The 16,907-nt window shown below is 60.9% G+C and carries 12 protein-coding genes; 8 read left to right on the top strand and 4 right to left on the bottom strand.

All coding sequences use genetic code 11. The features are described from left to right. Positions 1 to 7: 7 nt before the first annotated feature. From ligA to CHH27_RS11330, 3 genes are all read left to right on the top strand, one after another. Positions 8 to 2,164 carry an NAD-dependent DNA ligase LigA gene (gene ligA / locus CHH27_RS11345; protein WP_094071684.1) on the top strand — a complete coding sequence of 719 codons (2,157 nt, stop codon included), beginning with the start codon at positions 8 to 10 and terminating at the stop codon, positions 2,162 to 2,164. Positions 2,165 to 2,439: 275 nt separating this feature from the next. Then, positions 2,440 to 4,497: a methyl-accepting chemotaxis protein gene (locus CHH27_RS11340; RefSeq protein WP_094071683.1), complete on the top strand. Its 2,058-nt coding sequence runs from the start codon at positions 2,440 to 2,442 to the stop codon at positions 4,495 to 4,497. An 838-nt stretch (positions 4,498 to 5,335) separates the two neighbouring features. Then, positions 5,336 to 7,786 (top strand): ATP-dependent helicase, encoded by a 2,451-nt coding sequence (locus CHH27_RS11330; RefSeq protein ID WP_094071681.1) that lies wholly within the window; start codon positions 5,336 to 5,338, stop codon positions 7,784 to 7,786. A 556-nt stretch (positions 7,787 to 8,342) separates the two neighbouring features. Here CHH27_RS11330 and CHH27_RS11325 read toward each other — a convergent pair. Continuing rightward, complete coding sequence (locus tag CHH27_RS11325; RefSeq protein ID WP_157738872.1) at positions 8,343 to 8,810, bottom strand: hypothetical protein; 468 nt, start codon at positions 8,808 to 8,810, stop codon at positions 8,343 to 8,345. A gap of 202 nt (positions 8,811 to 9,012) precedes the next feature. Between CHH27_RS11325 and CHH27_RS11320 the strand changes: the two genes are divergently transcribed. Together CHH27_RS11320 and CHH27_RS11315 are read left to right on the top strand one after the other, a co-directional pair. Next, a complete protein-coding gene (locus tag CHH27_RS11320) occupies positions 9,013 to 9,741 on the top strand; it encodes a response regulator (protein WP_094071679.1) in 729 nt (242 codons plus the stop codon). Beyond that, positions 9,725 to 11,077, top strand: coding sequence for a HAMP domain-containing sensor histidine kinase (locus CHH27_RS11315; protein ID WP_094071678.1), 1,353 nt, complete (start codon positions 9,725 to 9,727; stop codon positions 11,075 to 11,077). The genes CHH27_RS11320 and CHH27_RS11315 overlap by 17 nt, the downstream gene beginning before the upstream one ends. Before the next feature lie 91 nt (positions 11,078 to 11,168). Here the strand turns inward: CHH27_RS11315 and CHH27_RS11310 are convergent, their stop codons facing one another. Beyond that, positions 11,169 to 11,735 carry a tetratricopeptide repeat protein gene (locus tag CHH27_RS11310; protein ID WP_094071677.1) on the bottom strand — a complete coding sequence of 189 codons (567 nt, stop codon included), beginning with the start codon at positions 11,733 to 11,735 and terminating at the stop codon, positions 11,169 to 11,171. A gap of 139 nt (positions 11,736 to 11,874) precedes the next feature. Between CHH27_RS11310 and CHH27_RS11305 the strand changes: the two genes are divergently transcribed. Further along, entirely contained in the window at positions 11,875 to 12,765 is an 891-nt protein-coding gene (locus tag CHH27_RS11305; RefSeq protein WP_094071676.1) for a 50S ribosomal protein L11 methyltransferase, read from the top strand. Between the two features lie 97 nt (positions 12,766 to 12,862). On the opposite strand, the gene CHH27_RS11300 is transcribed toward CHH27_RS11305, so the two are convergent. Together CHH27_RS11300 and CHH27_RS11295 are read right to left on the bottom strand one after the other, a co-directional pair. Next, positions 12,863 to 13,282: a hypothetical protein gene (locus CHH27_RS11300; RefSeq protein ID WP_094071675.1), complete on the bottom strand. Its 420-nt coding sequence runs from the start codon at positions 13,280 to 13,282 to the stop codon at positions 12,863 to 12,865. Between the two features lie 138 nt (positions 13,283 to 13,420). Continuing rightward, on the bottom strand, positions 13,421 to 13,624 hold the full coding sequence (locus CHH27_RS11295) for a hypothetical protein (protein WP_208988826.1): 204 nt from the start codon (positions 13,622 to 13,624) through the stop codon (positions 13,421 to 13,423). Between the two features lie 351 nt (positions 13,625 to 13,975). On the opposite strand from CHH27_RS11295, the gene CHH27_RS11290 reads away from it, so the two are divergent. Both CHH27_RS11290 and CHH27_RS11285 read left to right on the top strand, forming a co-directional pair. Next, the gene (locus tag CHH27_RS11290; RefSeq protein WP_094074682.1) at positions 13,976 to 15,790 is read left to right on the top strand and encodes an aminopeptidase P family protein; all 1,815 of its coding nucleotides are present in this window, start codon (positions 13,976 to 13,978) and stop codon (positions 15,788 to 15,790) included. A 65-nt stretch (positions 15,791 to 15,855) separates the two neighbouring features. After that, on the top strand, positions 15,856 to 16,890 hold the full coding sequence (locus CHH27_RS11285; RefSeq protein ID WP_094071673.1) for a phytanoyl-CoA dioxygenase family protein: 1,035 nt from the start codon (positions 15,856 to 15,858) through the stop codon (positions 16,888 to 16,890). Positions 16,891 to 16,907: the final 17 nt, after the last annotated feature.

The following is a 16,907-nucleotide window of genomic DNA, read 5'->3' as shown; positions in this document are numbered from 1 at the left end:
AGCCGGGATGAGCGACAACAGCACCACGTCCGGCAAGGACGTCGGCATCTTGAGCGAAGCGGAAGCCAAGGCAGAGTTACAGCGTCTGGCGGCTGAAATCGCCGAACACGACCGGCGCTACCACCAGGAAGATGCCCCGATCATCTCCGATGCCGACTACGACGCCCTGCGCCGTCGCAACAAAGAGATTGAGGCGCGGTTTCCCGATCTGGTCCTGGCCGATGGGCCGTCCGCGAATGTCGGCGCAGCGCCGGCGTCCGGTTTCGGCAAGATCACCCACCGGGTGCCGATGCTGTCTCTGGACAATGCCTTCAGCGACGAAGACGTCCAGGACTTTGTCGGCCGGGTGCGCCGCTTCCTGAAATTCGATCCGCTCCAGGGCGTTCTGGCGGTAACCGCAGAGCCGAAGATCGACGGCCTGTCCCTGTCCCTGCGCTATGAAAACGGTCAGCTCGTTTATGCCGCCACGCGTGGCGACGGCACCACAGGTGAAAACGTCACCGCCAACGCCCGGACCATCAAGGACATCCCGGAAACGCTGTCCGGCAACGTGCCTGAGGTCGTCGAGCTGCGCGGTGAAGTCTACATGGCGCACAAGGACTTCCAGGCGCTCAACGCCCGCATGGAGGCCAATGGCGGCAAGGTCTTTGCCAATCCGCGCAATGCGGCGGCGGGCTCCCTGCGTCAGCTGAAATCGGAAATCACCGCCTCAAGACCCCTGCGTTTCTTTGCCTATGCCTGGGGCGAGATGAGCGCCATGCCCGCCGGCACCCAGTTCGACATGGTCGAGCAGATGCGGGCCTGGGGGTTTCAGATCAACCCGCTGATGAAACGCTGCGAGACGGTTGAGGAGCTGCTTGGTGTCTATCACGGCATCGAGGAAAGCCGCGCGCAGCTCGATTACGACATTGACGGTGTTGTCTACAAGGTCGACCGGCTGGACCTGCAGGAACGGCTCGGCTTCGTGTCCCGTTCACCTCGCTGGGCGATTGCGCACAAGTTCCCGGCCGAGCAGGCCTTCACCGTGCTCAACGACATCGAGATCCAGGTTGGCCGCACGGGCGCCCTGACGCCGGTTGCCAAGCTGGAGCCGATCACGGTCGGCGGCGTTGTCGTTTCCAATGCGACGCTCCACAACGAGGATTACATCAAGGGCATCGGCCAGGACGGCGAGCCGATCCGCGAGGGCAAGGACCTGCGCATTGGCGACACGGTCAAGATCCAGCGGGCAGGGGATGTCATCCCGCAGATCGTCGATATCGATCTGGACAAGCGCTCCGAAGGTGCACAGCCTTTCGAATTTCCGACCGTCTGTCCCGCCTGCGGCAGTCATGCGGTGCGCGAAGAGAATGAGAAGACCGGCCGGGTCGACGCGGTTCGCCGCTGCACCGGGGGGCTGATCTGCCCGGCCCAGGCGACCGAGAAGCTCAAGCATTTTGTTTCCCGCAACGCTTTCGACATTGAAGGCTTCGGCGACAAGCAGGTCGATGCCTTCTATCAGGACGGCATGGTCATGGCGCCGGCGGACATCTTCACGCTGGAAGAGCGCGACAAGCGCTCGCTGACCAAGCTGCGCAACCGGGAAGGCTGGGGCGCGGTCTCGGCCAGGAACCTGTTCGAGGCGATCAATGCTCGCCGCGATATCGATCTGCACCGGTTCATCTTTGCCCTTGGTATCCGTCATGTCGGCGAAGGCAATGCCAAACTGCTCGCCCGCGCCTACGGCTCCTGGGCGGCGTTCTACCAGGCCATGCAGGCCGCCCATGATCCGGCAGGCGAGGCCTTTGCGGAACTGAACGACATTGACGGTATCGGACACATCGTTGCCGACGCGCTGGTCGAGTTCTTTGCCGAGCAGCACAATCGCGCCCAGCTTGACGCATTGCTGGCAGAAGTCAGTCCGAAGGACCCGGAAAAAATCGATGCCAGCGGGTCTCCGGTTGCCGGCAAGACAGTGGTGTTCACCGGGTCCCTGGAACGCATGACCCGGGACGAGGCCAAGGCCATGGCCGAACGTTTCGGCGCCAAAACCTCCGGGTCCGTTTCAAAGAAGACCGATCTCGTCGTCGCCGGTCCGGGCGCCGGCTCCAAGCTGAAAAAGGCTCAGGAGCTGGACATCGAGGTGATCTCCGAGGACGACTGGTTCGAGCTGGTTGGGGCGTGATACGGGATCAGAACAGGCAAAAATCTACGCAGGTCGAATCTGATTTGTTCGATAACGTTGATAATCAATGTGATTTTTCCGAAACATTTCCGGGGTTGCTATTGTCAAAAATGACAGTCTCATCTGGATTTAACTTTACCACCTATAATTGATTCTTTTGACATGGAGCTGTTTTAGTGTCGCAAAATGTCAAATTTCCCGCTTCCGTTAAGTAAGAGGTAACGCGGTCGATTCAGTTTGATCGAAATTGGTTTCGGTCTGGAGGGGCTGCGGAAATGAAACGCATCAGATTGCAGATTGCCGTGTTGGCGGGCGTGCCGATGCTGGCGGTCATTGGTTTTGCCACACTGAGTGTCATGGAAAAGGTGATCGAGCGGTCGCATCATGAATTCATGAAGCCGTTGACCCGGATCGCGGAAGACGCGGGCAATCTGGTGCACGAGCTGCAAAAAGAACGCGGCATGAGTGTCAGTCTGATCAAGTCGGATTATGACCCTGCCATCGCATCCAACCTTGCCAAACAGCGTCCGAAGGCAGACGCGGCCCTCAAGATCTTTGACGAGCATCTTGCGTCGCTCGATCTTAATGACGAGGCACTGCTGAAGGACCTGCAGCATGTCGCTGAGGAGGTCCACAAGACGGACAAGCTCCGCAGCGCCGTTGACGCGAAACAGATCAGCACCGCTGAAGTGGTCAAGGGATACAGCCACGAAATTCAAGAGTTGATCCATGTGATCGGTGTGACGACGGAAGCAAGCCCGTCACAGGAAATCACCTCGGAGCTTCTGCCCTATCTCACCATTGTCGAAGCGATGGAATCCGGGGGACTGGAACGCGCCAACGGCGCGGCGCTCCTCAAGGAGTTCAATAAGACGGGTGAAGTGAACCCGGCAACCTTCAAGAACGTGATCGTTCACTATGGCGGCGAGAATGCTTTTCTGAAGGAGTTCGCCTCCGTGGCAAAGCCCGACCAGAAAAAGCTCTATGCCGATACGGTCAGCGGGCCGGACGTCGACAAGGCGCTTGCCTGGCGGTATGTGATCCAGGAACTGCCCCAGACCAAGGACGCGCAGGGCATTGAAGGTGCGGCCTGGTTCGCCCAGGCGACCAAGCGTCTTGACCTGATGAAACAGGTCTCAGACGAGTTTATCCACCGGGCCGAAGCCGCTGCCGATCTGGATACGGCAAACCTGAACACGCAAATCTTCTGGCTGACCGTGATTGCAATCGGGTTTACGTTGTTGACCATGGCGCTTGTCGGTTGGCAGGTGCTTTCCATTACCCGCACTCTCGGGCGTCAGCGCGATTCCATCTCCGGTCTGGCCGAAGGGGATCTCACGGTCGATGTGACGGATACGGATCGTCCTGACGAGATCGGTGACATTGCCCGTGCGGCGGAAGTGTTTCGGGCCAACCTGATCCGTCAGAAAGAGCTGGAAGAGGAAGCCGAAATCGGGCGGGCGCAACGCCGCAAACGCGCGGCGCAGCTCGAAAGTGCAATTGAACATTTCCAGACGTCCGTCAAGACGGTCCAGGAGCAGTTGAGCAGCGAAACCGAAGACATGCGCGCCGGCGCCGGCGAGATGGTCACGATTGCCATGCATGCCGACGAGAGTGCGCGCGCGGCCAATGCGGCAACGGAAGAGGCGACCACCAACGTTCAGACGGTTGCTTCGGCGGCGGCGGAGTTGTCGGCCTCCATTGGTGAAATCGCCCGCCAGGCAATCACGGCGACCGAGATTTCCGCTGCCGCGGCCGAAACCGCTGTCGCTGCCGACAAGGACATATCGATCCTGGCGGAAACGGCCGACAAGATCGGCGAGGTCGTCGAAATCATCCGCGCCATTGCCGAACAGACCAATCTTCTGGCTCTGAATGCCACCATCGAGGCGGCGCGGGCCGGTGAGGCCGGCAAGGGCTTTGCGGTCGTGGCGGCCGAAGTCAAGGAGTTGTCGACCCAGACTGCCAAGGCGACCGACGAGATCGCGTCGCAGATTTCCGGTGTCCAGAGTTCGACCCAGAAGTCGGTGACCGCAATCCGCTCGATCGTGGAGCGTATCGAGGAGGTTCGCTCTGTCAGTGAGACCATCTCGGTTTCGGTCGACGAGCAGAATGCCGCAACTGGAGAAATCACGCAGAGCATCACGCTGGCGTCTGACGGGGCCACATCGGCAGCGTCCAATGTGGCCGGGGTGTCCGGTTCCATCGACCAGACCCGGCAGAAGTCGGAAGTCATGAGCCAGTCTGCCGAACAGCTCGGCGAAGTGGCGACGAACCTTTCCCGGGCAGTGGACCAGTTCCTCAACGAGGTTCGGGACGAAGAAGCGGCCTGAGGCCATTGGTGCGCGCCAGACAGCACAATCACATCGATTGCCGCTTCAGGGGAAATTGAAGCCGGTCTGCGCCGAAAGGGACGCAGGACCCGCATGGCCTCGCGTTGACCGGGTTCCTCCAGGTTCGTTCTTCGCGGCAGGACCGCGTCATCAATCAACCCCTCCTTTGCCGTCCAGGACGGAACACGGCGGAGATCCGGGATCCAGTTGCCCCTGTGGAGGCTGAAGCCGCAGGCGTTCGCGTTTACTGGCTCCCGGTCCTGGCTTTGCCAATCCGGGATGACAATCGACAGGTTGTCGATGGGCTAGTTGCTGCTTCTTTCCTGCGCCGTTGCCTCTCCGATGTCATCCGGGACGCAGCGGAGCGGAGATCCGGGATCCAGTCGCCCCTGTGGTGGCTGGAGCTACGGGCGTTTGTGTTTACTGGCTCCCGGTCCTGGCTTTGCCAATCCGGGATGACAATCGACAGGATGTCGATGGACTTGTTGCTGCCTCTTTCCTGAGCCGCTGCCTCTCGCTTGTCATCCCGGACGCCGCGGAGCGGAGATCCGGGACCCAGTAGCCCCTGTGGTGGCTGGAGCTGCGGGCGTCTGTATTCACTGGTTCCCAGCCTTGGCCTCGCCAATCTGCTTATCAAGGCGATGGTTTCCGTTTGGCGGGATGCAGGGCACCAGTCGCAGAGCCTGGCAGCGCATTTGCGATGGCAGGCCAAGAAAACCGAGAGCCTGTCCGCCGCCATCTTGTCCCCACCAAATCCTTCGGTTCAGCCTCGCCAGCGCCGCTTTGTTGCTATATTGTTCTCCATCAAGAGCGCTTGAGAACACCGGACCAGTACATCATGACCGACCCGGACGGGTACGACGATCCATTTGACGATCCATTTGACGATCCCTTTCAGCCGATCGGCACGAAAGCCGAACCCGCGCCCGTGCCCGCACGGCCGGAAGGCGGGATTGCCGCGCGGGCGATGGCGGCCCGGCGGGTGCCGGACTATCTCACCGGCCTGAACCCCGAACAGCGGCTGGCGGTGGAAACCACGGAAGGCCCCGTTCTGGTTCTGGCCGGTGCCGGCACGGGCAAGACCCGCGTTCTGACCACCCGCATTGCCCATATCCTGGCAACCGGACTGGCCCGGCCGTCCGAGATCCTGGCGGTGACCTTCACCAACAAGGCCGCGCGCGAGATGAAGGAGCGCATTGCCGGTTTTGTCGGCGGCAATGTCGAGGGCATGGCCTGGCTCGGCACGTTCCACTCGATCTGCGTCAAGATCCTGCGCAAGCACGCCGAGCTGGTCGGATTGAAGTCATCCTTCTCGATCCTCGATACGGACGACCAGATCCGCCTGATCAAGCAGATCATCCAGGCCGAGGGGCTGGATGACAAGCGCTGGACGGCCAAGGCCTTCGCCGGCATGCTCGACGGCTGGAAAAACCGTGCGCTTGGGCCAAAGGATATTCCGGAGGGGGAGGCGCGGGCCTTCGCCAATGGCAAGGGCCGCAGGCTCTATGAAGAGTACCAGGAACGCCTGTCGATCCTGAACGCGGCCGATTTCGGTGATCTGCTCCTGCATGTGATCACGCTGTTCAAGACCCAGCCGGATGTCCTGAAGGAATACCAGCGCCGCTTCCGCTACATGCTGGTCGACGAATACCAGGACACCAACATTGCCCAGTATCTCTGGCTGCGCCTGCTTGCCCAGGGCAACCCGAATGTCTGCTGTGTTGGCGATGACGACCAGTCGATCTATGGCTGGCGCGGGGCGGAGGTCGACAACATCCTGCGTTTCGAACACGATTTCAAGGGTGCGGAAGTGATCCGCCTGGAGCGCAATTATCGCTCCACCAGCCATATTCTGGCCGCCGCCTCCCACCTGATTTCCTTCAATGAGGGCCGGCTCGGCAAGACGCTGTTCACGGATTTTCACGAGCCGGATCATGACCTTGTCTCGGTGGCCTCCGTCTGGGACAGCGAAGAGGAAGCCCGCACCATCGGTGATGAAATCGAGGCACTGCAGACCAGGGGGCATAGCCTCAACGAGATGGCGGTGCTGGTGCGCGCCTCGTTCCAGATGCGCGAATTCGAAGACCGCTTTGTCACGCTTGGCCTCAACTACCGGGTCATCGGCGGCCCGCGCTTTTACGAGCGCATGGAGATCCGCGACGCCATGGCCTATTTCCGCTGCGTGGTGCAGCCGGCCGACGATCTTGCCTTTGAGCGCATCGTCAACACGCCGAAGCGGGGCCTTGGCGATGCGACGCTGAAACTGGTTCACGGCGTCGCCCGGGCGGAACGCATTCCGTTGATGCAGGCAGCTGCCCAACTGATCGACACGGAAGAGCTGAAGCCCAAGCCGCGTAACGCACTTAAAACCGTGCTCGACAATTTCGAGCGCTGGCGGCGCCAGCTCGACCAGCTCAAGCATACGGAGCTGGCCGAGATCATTCTGGACGAGAGCGGGTATACCGAAATGTGGCGTCTCGACCGGTCCGCCGAAGCGCCCGGCCGGCTCGACAACCTGAAGGAACTCATCCGCTCGATGGAAGAGTTCGAGTCCCTGGCCGGGTTCCTGGAGCATATTTCGCTGGTCATGGACCGGGACAGCGCGGATACGAGCGATGCCGTTTCCATCATGACGCTGCATTCGGCCAAGGGCCTGGAATTCGACACCGTGTTCCTGCCGGGCTGGGAGGAGGGCCTCTTTCCGCATCAGCGCGCCCTTGACGAAAGTGGCCGGGCGGGGCTCGAGGAAGAGCGACGGCTTGCCTATGTCGGCATCACCCGGGCCAAGAAACGGGCCAAACTCTATTTCGCCTCCAACCGGCGCATTCATGGGCTCTGGCAATCCACCGTGCCGTCCCGTTTTCTGGACGAGCTGCCGCCGGACCATGTGGAGATCGCGGAACCGTCCTCGAATTATGGCGGCTATGCGGGCGGCGGTTACGGACCTTCGCGTTTCGACAGCCACGATCCGTTCGACGGCGGCAGCTATTCGACACCGGGCTGGAAACGGGCGCAGCGCAACCGGCAAACCTCCGAAGGCTTTTCCGAGGGGGGCGGACGCGGCTATCAGTCCGCGCGCCAGAAACGCCAGGGACCGCTGACCATCGAAGGCGAACTGGTCGCCAAGTCCGTCAGCGAAACACCTTCCGACTATGCCCTCGGCGAACGGGTGTTCCATCTCAAGTTTGGCTATGGCGCGATCAAGTCGATCGAGGGCAACAAACTGACCATCGATTTCGAAAAAGCCGGTGTGAAAAAGGTCATCGACAGCTTCGTCGAGCGACATTGAGATCTGCTGTCGCCTGACCTCGCGCTTGTCATCCCGGACGCAGCGTAGCGGAGATCCGGGATCCGGTAGCCCCTGTGTTGGCTGGAGCCGCAGGCGTTCGCGTTTACTGGATCCCGGTTCTGGCTTCGCCAAACCGGGATCACAAGTGAGGGGTTGTCATTGGGACAGCAACAGCGTCTTTGCTGTGCCGCTGCCTCTCCGTTGTCTTCCCGAACGCAGTGCAGCGGAGATCCGGGACCCAGTAGCCCCTGTGGCGGCTGGTGGCGCAGACGTTTGTGTTTATTGGCTCCCGGACTTGGCCCCGCGAAACCGGGATGACAAGTGACAGGCCGCTGATGCGGGGATGCGGTTCCGCTGCCGCAGTGCTTTCCCAAACCGCACGTCCGCGTTTCATCCCTGCGATCTCCCGGAAACAGAACCGGCCACCCGAAGGTGGCCGGCCGGTTTTCCGAGTGGGGCATGCAATCGCATTCAGGTTGTGGGCACGAATACAGGTGCTCGGGAAACCTGGCCTGGTTGCCAGTTTGGGGGATGGCGGCCAGACCGTTCCGCAGTGTCAGACGGTGTAGTCGGCCAGCAGCGAAGCAACTTCTCCGGATTGTTCTCCCGAGCCGTCATAGGTTGAACCGCTCTGAAGCTGGCTCAAGATCGCGCTCAACAGCTCCTGCGCAGCACCGCCCTGGCCGCCGTCCGGGCCCGGCTTCGGTGGCCGGCCGAGTTCACCTTCCTCAAACATCTCGGCGAGGTGGTCCGCCTGATCCTGGTCAAGCGTGCCGGCTTCGACCTGGTCAGACAGCATGCTTTCAAAATTGGCCTGCATCTCCTCCCGGCTGGGTGGGGTGCCGCCAGGCTCCGGAAGCCCTGCTTCCATACGCTCGGTGTGAATGGCGTCCAGTGCCGCCATCATGGCGTCCTGGTCTTCTGAGGTGATGTCACCTGCCTCGACCTGCGCGTTCAAAGTGTTGGCCACCTGATCCCTGGGGGATGCGCCCTGTGGCATCACGGGCATAGAACCAATCTGCATCTCGTTCCGCTCCTGCATGAGTGTTTACGCCGGTACTGGATGGACCGTGATGCGGAAAAAGTTAACGGTGTCTTAACCGTCCTGGGGTGGGTTTTCGGCCTGTTTCTGCGATATTTTGCGGAAATAGTGGGAAACACTTTCCTGGCGCATTAACTTTCAAAATCGGATGCAATTCCTTCTCCGGACGGCATAAGGTCCAGTCATGCGAACACCTTCACACATCCTTGTCGTCGAAGACGATTCCGAGATCGGATTGCTGATCAAGCGCCATCTGGTGGCCAATGATTTCAAGGTCACCCTGGCGCGGGACGGCGCCGAGATGGACCGGCTTCTGGCCAGCAACAGGGTCGATCTGATCCTGCTCGACCTGATGCTGCCCGGTGAAGACGGAATCAGCATCTGCCGGCGCCTCAGGGCATCGAGTTCGGTGCCGATCATCATCGTCTCGGCGAAAGGGGAGGATATCGATCGTGTTGTCGGGCTGGAAGTGGGCGCGGACGACTATGTGCCCAAGCCCTTCAATCCGCGCGAGCTGATCGCGCGCGTACGGGCGCTGTTTCGGCGCGTCGAACTGGGCGGCCTTGCGGCACCGGCCTCGAACGGCAGGCTGACCTTCGAAGGCTGGCAGATGGATTGCCGCCTGCGCACGTTGCACAATGGCGAGCGGGCGCTTGTCTCGCTTACGCCAGCCGAATTCAACCTGCTTCAGGTTCTGGCGGAACGCAGCGGGCGGGTGCTGAGCCGCGAGCAGCTGGTCGAACTCACGCTCGGCCAGTTCGGAGCCACAAACGGCCGCAACATCGACATCCTGATCAGCCGTCTGCGCTCCAAGCTGGAGGCGGGCGGCGCAGCCTACCAGTATATTCGTACCGTCCGGGCCGGCGGCTACGAGTTTGTCGCACCGGTGGCGCGCGATGAGCAGCCTGCTTAAGATTGTCTGGCCCGACACGATGCGGCACCAGATCCTGGTGCTGCTGGCCGCGGCGGGTCTGTTCATGGTCGCTGCCGGCGCGGTCGCCTTTCTGTTCGCCAAACGGAGCTATGACAGCAACAGCCCGGTGATGAACAGCCACCTCGTCAGCGTTGCCGTGACGAAGCTCAACGAGACGGCGGCCGCAGAACGGCTTGCCGTTCTGGAGAGGCTCCAGCCGGACCTTCCGGATGTGACCCTGGACCTGGTCACGGAAGAGGCGCTGGCGCAGGATGGCGGGTCCAGCGACGGCCGGCGGTTCGGTCCGTTTGTCACCGGAGAAACCTTGCTGGGCATGCGGATCGAACATGTGCTCGGGCCTCGCGAACGCGGCGGCGGGGAACCTCCGCTGGTCTATATCCGGTTGCAGGACGGGGCGCTTCTGGCCGCAGAGTGGGGAACGCGGGCGCCGCCGCCTCCCGTGCTCGGGCCGCCCTTCTATCTGTTCCTCGGCTTTGTGATCCTGAGTTTCTGTGGCCTGATGATCTGGGCCGCGCGCAGTCTGGCCGGTCCCCTGGCGGATCTGGCAGCTTCTGCGCGCACTTTTGGCGAGGTCTCGACCGATCCGGTGCCGGTTCGCGAAGGCGGTCCGAAGGAGGTGCGGGAAGCGGCAGAGGCTTTCAACCGCATGCAGCTCAGGATCAACGATGTTCTGGAAAAACGCACGCGCATGCTGGCGGCGGTCAGCCACGATCTCAGAACGCCGTTGACACGGCTGCGTCTGCGTCTCGATCTCCTGGAAGAAGATGACCTGCGCGAGAAGAGCCTGCAGGATCTCAACCTGATGGAACAGCAGATCGACTCGGCCCTGACATTTCTGCGCGACGGCGCAACGTCCGAACCGCTGGAGCGCATCGATCTCCCCAGTTTCCTGCAATCCCTGTGCGATCAATATGCCGACACCGGCAGCCTTGTCTCGCTCAGATATGAAGGCCGCCTGTCGGTGATGGCCCGCAGCACCGAGCTTGGCCGGGCCGTGAGCAACCTGATCGACAACGCGCTGCACTATGCCGCCGCTGCCGAAGTCCTGACATACCGGGATGGTGGGATGATCCGGATTGACGTGGTCGATCACGGGCCGGGGATTGAAGCGAAGGACATGTCACGGCTTCTGGAGCCGTTCGAGCGCGGCGATGAGGCGCGCCAGATCCGTGAAGGCACGGGCTTCGGTCTGGGCCTGCCGACGGCGAAGTCCATCGTAGAGGCGCATGGCGGTCGTCTGGAATTGACCGAAACGCCAGGAGGTGGACTTACAGTCTGTCTTTTCTTTCAGGCGATCGAAGACGGTCCGGCCTAGGTCAGCCTGGCATTCGATTGGCGGACCGTTGTAACCCGCACTGCACCGTCAGGTTTGCCGTCGACCGGGCATCAGGCCGGGTACGGTTCAGCTAGAGGTCCACGCCCTTTGGCTTGATCAACATGCTGCGTTCCTTCAGGTAGGGATGAATTGCCACCGCTTCCCGCAAGGCCTTCTGGCCAAGTTTGACCCGGCCCTGGGTCATGAAGATCATGGCTCTGCCGCTCAGCGCGCCAAAATGGCGCGGCTCCAGCGCCAGGACCCGCATGATGTCCTCAAGGCTTTCGTCGTAGTTGCCTTGAAGAAACAGGATGAAGGCGCGCTGGTTCCAGCCCTCCGAGTAGTCGGGGGCCGCGTCAACAACTTCATCGAGCAAGTCTCTTGCGCCCTGGAAGTCATAGACGCCGCGCCGCTTCATGGCTTCGTCGACCTTTGCGCGAATGTCGGGTGTGGGCGCTGCGTCCAGCCAGTTTTCCCAGATCTGGCTTTCGATTGATTCGGCAGCCTGTTCGCTTGGTGCGTTTTTGAGGGCCTTGAACAACGCGTCCATATCGTCGGCGGCGGAGACGGGCAGGGCCAGAAAAAGAATTCCGGTGAGTGCCAGTATGGCCAATCGCCAAGTCTGGCCGAGCGGGGTGAAAATCGAATGGCTTGACATCGCTCAATTCCTTTCTCCTTGTCAGGAAATGGGGCGCTCTGCCGAAATGCCCAGTCTTTTGCCGTCAAGATGCTGGTTTCGTGACCGGCTTCCCGCTATACCGCACGCTTTGAAGCCAACCACCTGAGGCAACTCTGTCATGAAAACCATCCGGGTGCGGATCACCGCCGAAGAACTGGAAGCCAAACGCATTGCAGAGATCCTGGAGCGGGCCTTCGAGGAGGATGGCAATCCGGTAACCATCTACGAGGCGTCGCCCGACGGCCGGATCTGGTCTGCGGAAATCCTGTTGTTCGACATGGAGCCGGACGCCGCTGCGGCCGCCGTGCGTGACCGGGTTGGCGCAGATGCCTTTGCGGCTCCGCTGGAGGCTGAGGAGCTTCCGGATATCAACTGGGTGGAGAAAAGTCTGGAAGGCCTGAAGCCGGTGCGCGCGGGCAGGTTTATCGTGCATGGCGGTCATGACCGGGACAAGGTTGTTCCAGGCGCCATCGGTCTGGAAATCGAGGCAGCGCTTGCCTTTGGCACCGGGCATCATGGCACCACAGCGGGCTGCCTGGAAGAAATCGACCGGCTCCTGTCCTTGCGCGAATATGACAGCATTCTGGATCTGGGCACCGGTACCGGCGTTCTGGCGATTGCAGCGGCCCTGAAGGCGCGGCAAACCGTTCTGGCAACCGATATCGACCCGGTCGCGACCCGGACGGCTCTGGAGAATGCCCGTCTCAACGGCGCGTCACACCTGGTGAAGGGTTTTTCGGCCAACGGCATGGAAGACCGGCGCTTCCGTCTCTACGGGCCGTTTGATCTGGTGATTGCCAATATCCTGGCGCGGCCCCTCATGAAAATGGCAAAATCCATCGGCGAACACATGACATCGACCGCGACGCTGGTGCTGTCCGGTCTCAGGGTGGAAGACGGGCCGCGCATTCTCTTTGCCTATCGCTGCCAGGGGTTTGTCCTGGACCGCCGCGGCGAGAAGGACGGCTGGCTGACGCTGACCCTGGTGAGAGGCCGCAAGGTGGCGTGACTTCGATCCAGACCTTGAGCGCTGGAGCGGGATCATCGCAGGGAACGTCATTTGAACGCGGTGAAAACCTGCCTGCCTGCCTCTGAAGATCAGGTCTTCAGCAACTGTTCCGACGTAGCAGCGAGTCGTTGATCGATCGGCGTTGCCAGTAATATTCCGGGCCTTCCGGATCCTTGCGAATTTCAAAACCTGTCCGCTTGAGAACTTTCTCAAGTTTGGGATTGGGCTCTGCGCAATTCCGGGCCAGGACAGTCCATTCGATCGCAGGGATGTTCTTTCGGCGTGCCGATCTTTCGATGGTGTCAATCAGGGCCGGCAGCACACCTTCTCCTCCCCGTTCCACAACGGCGATTTCGACATGAAGCTCGGTTGGCGATCGCGTGAATTCCGCCAGAACGCGGGCCTTGCCAACATTGATCACAATGGGTCTGCCAGCCAGGGCATATGTTTCGAGGTCTTCGAGCGCGATCAGTTCGTCAGGCTTGAGGCCCTCGATCAGGAGCGGTTGCTTGGTCATCACTTGATCTCTGGGAAAACGTGTGCGTGAGACAATCGTTCCTAACGCATTTTCGTCCGCAATCAAAAAAAAAGCCCGCCGGACAATCCGGCGGGCTTTTTCAGTGCACAGCGTATTTATGAATACGTCCTGAGCCCCTTAGAAACCGCGGGTGCTGGTGCCTTCACGCTCCAGTTCGTCGCGGTTGTAGCCGTGCGCTGCCAGGGTGGCGTCGTCCAGCGACAGAAGGTAGCCGTTGACATAGCGGCGGGCCTGGGCGGAACGGGCCTCAATCATGCGGTCGAATGCACGGCGCATGAAGGAGCTGCCAGCGCGGGTCGAAGTGGTCGTTGTACGGGTCATCGTGATCTTTCCCATTTGAAGTTTCAGAGCTTCCCCAGAGCATCCTATGTTCGTCCGAACACAGACCAGATGCTCTGCTCTTCAGAAGCGATCAGCTTTTTGGTTGCCCAAGCGACCCGCTTGGGCCGCCGCTGATCTTGGGAGAAACGTCTTTGTTCTTGTGTGACCTCAATATGCGCTTTCTCTTGCGGCTCAGGTAGGTGGGTTGGTGCATGACTGCCTTGCATATCTCGCATATGCGAAATCTTTGCTGCGTTGCAAAATTTGAAAGGACCTGTTTCCGATAGGTCCAAATCTCGGGAAAAATTATCCGTCTTGATCCCGGCCATCGGCCAAATTACCGTGCGCCGCATGTTTCAGACCTTTGACGATCTCAGCGATCCTTCCTGCGGGGCGCCGCATGCAGCGCTTCTCAGGGCCGAACTTGCCCGCCGTGGCCTTGATGGCTTTCTGATCCCGCGCGCCGACGCGCATCAGGGCGAATATGTGCCGCCGCATGACTGCCGCCTGCAATGGCTGACCGGCTTTACCGGCTCGGCGGGCCTTGCGGCCATTCTGGGCGAGGACGCTGCGATCTTTGTTGATGGCCGGTACACCATCCAGGTGCGCGAGCAGGTCGACATGGAGGTCTTCCCGGCCAGCCACCTGATCAACGAACCGGTCACCGACTGGCTGGCGGCACGTCTCAAGCCGGGGCAGAAGCTCGGCATCGACGCCATGCTTCACACCGTGCGCGAGGTTCGCCGTCTGAAAAGCGTTTGCGAGGAAGCCGGGGCGGAGCTGGTCACGCTTCAGGACAATCCGGTCGATTCCGTCTGGAATGACCGTCCAGAGCCGCCGCTCGGCGAGGTCTCGCTCTATCCGGTAAGCTTGGCCGGCCGGGAAGCGGCGGACAAGATCGCCGAGATCCAGGCAGCGCTGAAGGACAAGAAGGCCGATGCCTGTGTGCTGACGCAGCCTGATTCCATTGCCTGGCTGTTCAATATCCGTGGCTCGGACGTCACCCACACGCCATTGCCGCTGTCCTTTGCGACCGTACCAAGCGACGGCACGCCGGCGCTTTATATCGACGGCCGGAAACTGACCAACTCGGTTCGCGACGCCCTGTCCGACCTGACGGAAATCAGCGAACCGGCCAGCTTCAAGTCGGGTCTCGAAGGGCTTGGCGCCTCCGGTGCCCATGTGCTGATCGATCCTGCACTTGCAGGCATCGGCATCGCCGATGCCATCGTTGACGCGGGCGGCACGCTTGTCGAGGCCCAGGACCCGGTTCTGCTGCCCAAGGCCGTCAAGAACGAGACCGAGCTGAACGGGGCAAGGGCGGCGCATGTCCGGGACGCACTGGCCTATGTCAATTTCCTGTGCTGGTTCGACGAAGAGGCCCCGAAAGGCGAACTGGACGAGATTGGGGCGGCGGAGAAACTGGAAGAGTTCCGGCGCGAAACCGGCGTTCTGAAGGACATCTCCTTCGACACGATCTCGGGGGCCGGACCGAACGGGGCCATTTGCCACTACAGGGTCAGCCGTTCCAGCAACCTCAAGATCCCGGTCGGCAAACCCTTTTTGATCGACAGTGGTGCCCAGTACGAAGACGGTACCACCGATATCACGAGGACTCTCGCCGTCGGTGAGGTCAGTGCGGAAATGAAGCGTCATTTCACGCTGGTCCTGAAAGGGCATATCGCCATTTCTACGGCGAAGTTTCCGGAAGGGACCAGCGGCGCGCAGCTCGACACCCTTGCCCGGATTGATCTCTGGAAGGCCGGGCTCGATTTCGACCACGGCACGGGCCATGGGGTCGGTGTCTATCTAGGCGTTCACGAAGGTCCGCAGCGTATTGCCAAGACGGGAACCGTACCGCTGAAGCCGGGCATGATCCTGTCCAATGAGCCGGGATATTATCCGGCCGGTGAATATGGCATCCGCCTTGAGAATCTCGAGATCGTCACGGAGCCAAAGGACATTGCAGGCGGCGAGCGGCCGATGCTCGGTTTTGAAACCATCACCCTTGTGCCCATGGATCTGCGCCTGGTGGAACCTGCCCTGCTGACCCGCGCCGAACGAGACTGGCTCAACGGGTATCACGCCCGCGTGCGGTCGGAAATCGGCCCGCTGCTTGGCGCCCGTCAACGGATCTGGCTGGAACAGGCGACCAAAGAGATCTAAAAGGTCGGGGGACTGAATTCTCCGGTCCTCCGCCATGAAAAATGCATAGTCATGTTGAGGTTTGAATGCGCGCGGCAGATGTCTTGAAGATGCCCCTCTATGCGGCGGAGCTAGCCACAGGGGCGAAGTCCTTTTGCGACAATCCGCTCATCGGCAGCCGGCGTCTCAACGAAGCCGGTCTGCATGTAAAACGGATCAGGCTGGCCGAACAGATGGCCGATGCCAGGCGCAGGCGGCTGGCGCATCTGGTGAGCGAGGAAGACAGGGTCGCCTATCAGCGGGACGGCTTTATCGCGACGCGGGATCTGATCAGTGCCGAGGAGCTTGCCGGGCTTCGTCGGGAAGTCGAAACAACCCGCTTTGATGCCTGGGACATGCGCCAGGGCAATGCCGTGACGCGCTTCATTCCTCTTCCGCCCAAAGTACTCAAGGGGCTGCCCTATCTGAAATCAGTGGTCTGGAGCAATGCGATCCAGAATGGCCTGCGGTATGTTGCTTCGACCAATGGTGACCCGTTGATGTATCTGCATATCGTCATGACCGATCCGGCCGAGAACCGGAAGGCGGATCCGCAGACGGCCTTTCATTCGGACACGTTTCATCAAACGGCCAAATGCTGGTTCTTTCTCTACGACATCGACGATGCCGAGGGACCGTTCACCTATATCGCCGGGTCCCACAGGTTGACGAAGGAACGTCTTGACTGGGAGCGGCAGCAGAGCCTGACGGCGTCCACGGACAAGAACCGGTTACATGCACGCGGATCCTTCCGGCTTGCCGCGCATGAACTCGACAAGTTGAATTATCCGCAACCCACCCGGTTTTCGGTCCCGGCAAACACGCTGGTCGTGGCGGACACACACGGGTTTCATGCGCGCGCCGCGAGCGAAAGAGCATCGGTGCGGGTCGGGCTATACGGTTCCCTGCGCAGGAACCCGTTCCTGCCCTGGACAGGGCTGGATGTTTTCAACCTGCCGGGCCTCAAGGGCCGGCAGGCGCAGATCCACATGATGCAAAAGAACCTCGATGTTCGTCTGAAGGGCAGAACGTCGCACAAATATGCCGGCAAGATCCTGGCGACCGAGCCCTCAAGGTTCTGAAGACGGGTCAGGAGGAG

The sequence above is a fragment of the Labrenzia sp. VG12 genome (assembly GCF_002237595.1).
In the GTDB taxonomy this organism is placed as follows: Bacteria; Pseudomonadota; Alphaproteobacteria; order Rhizobiales; family Stappiaceae; genus Roseibium.
Note: the sequence above shows the minus strand (reverse complement) of the source record. Positions and strands in the feature narration are given on the sequence as shown.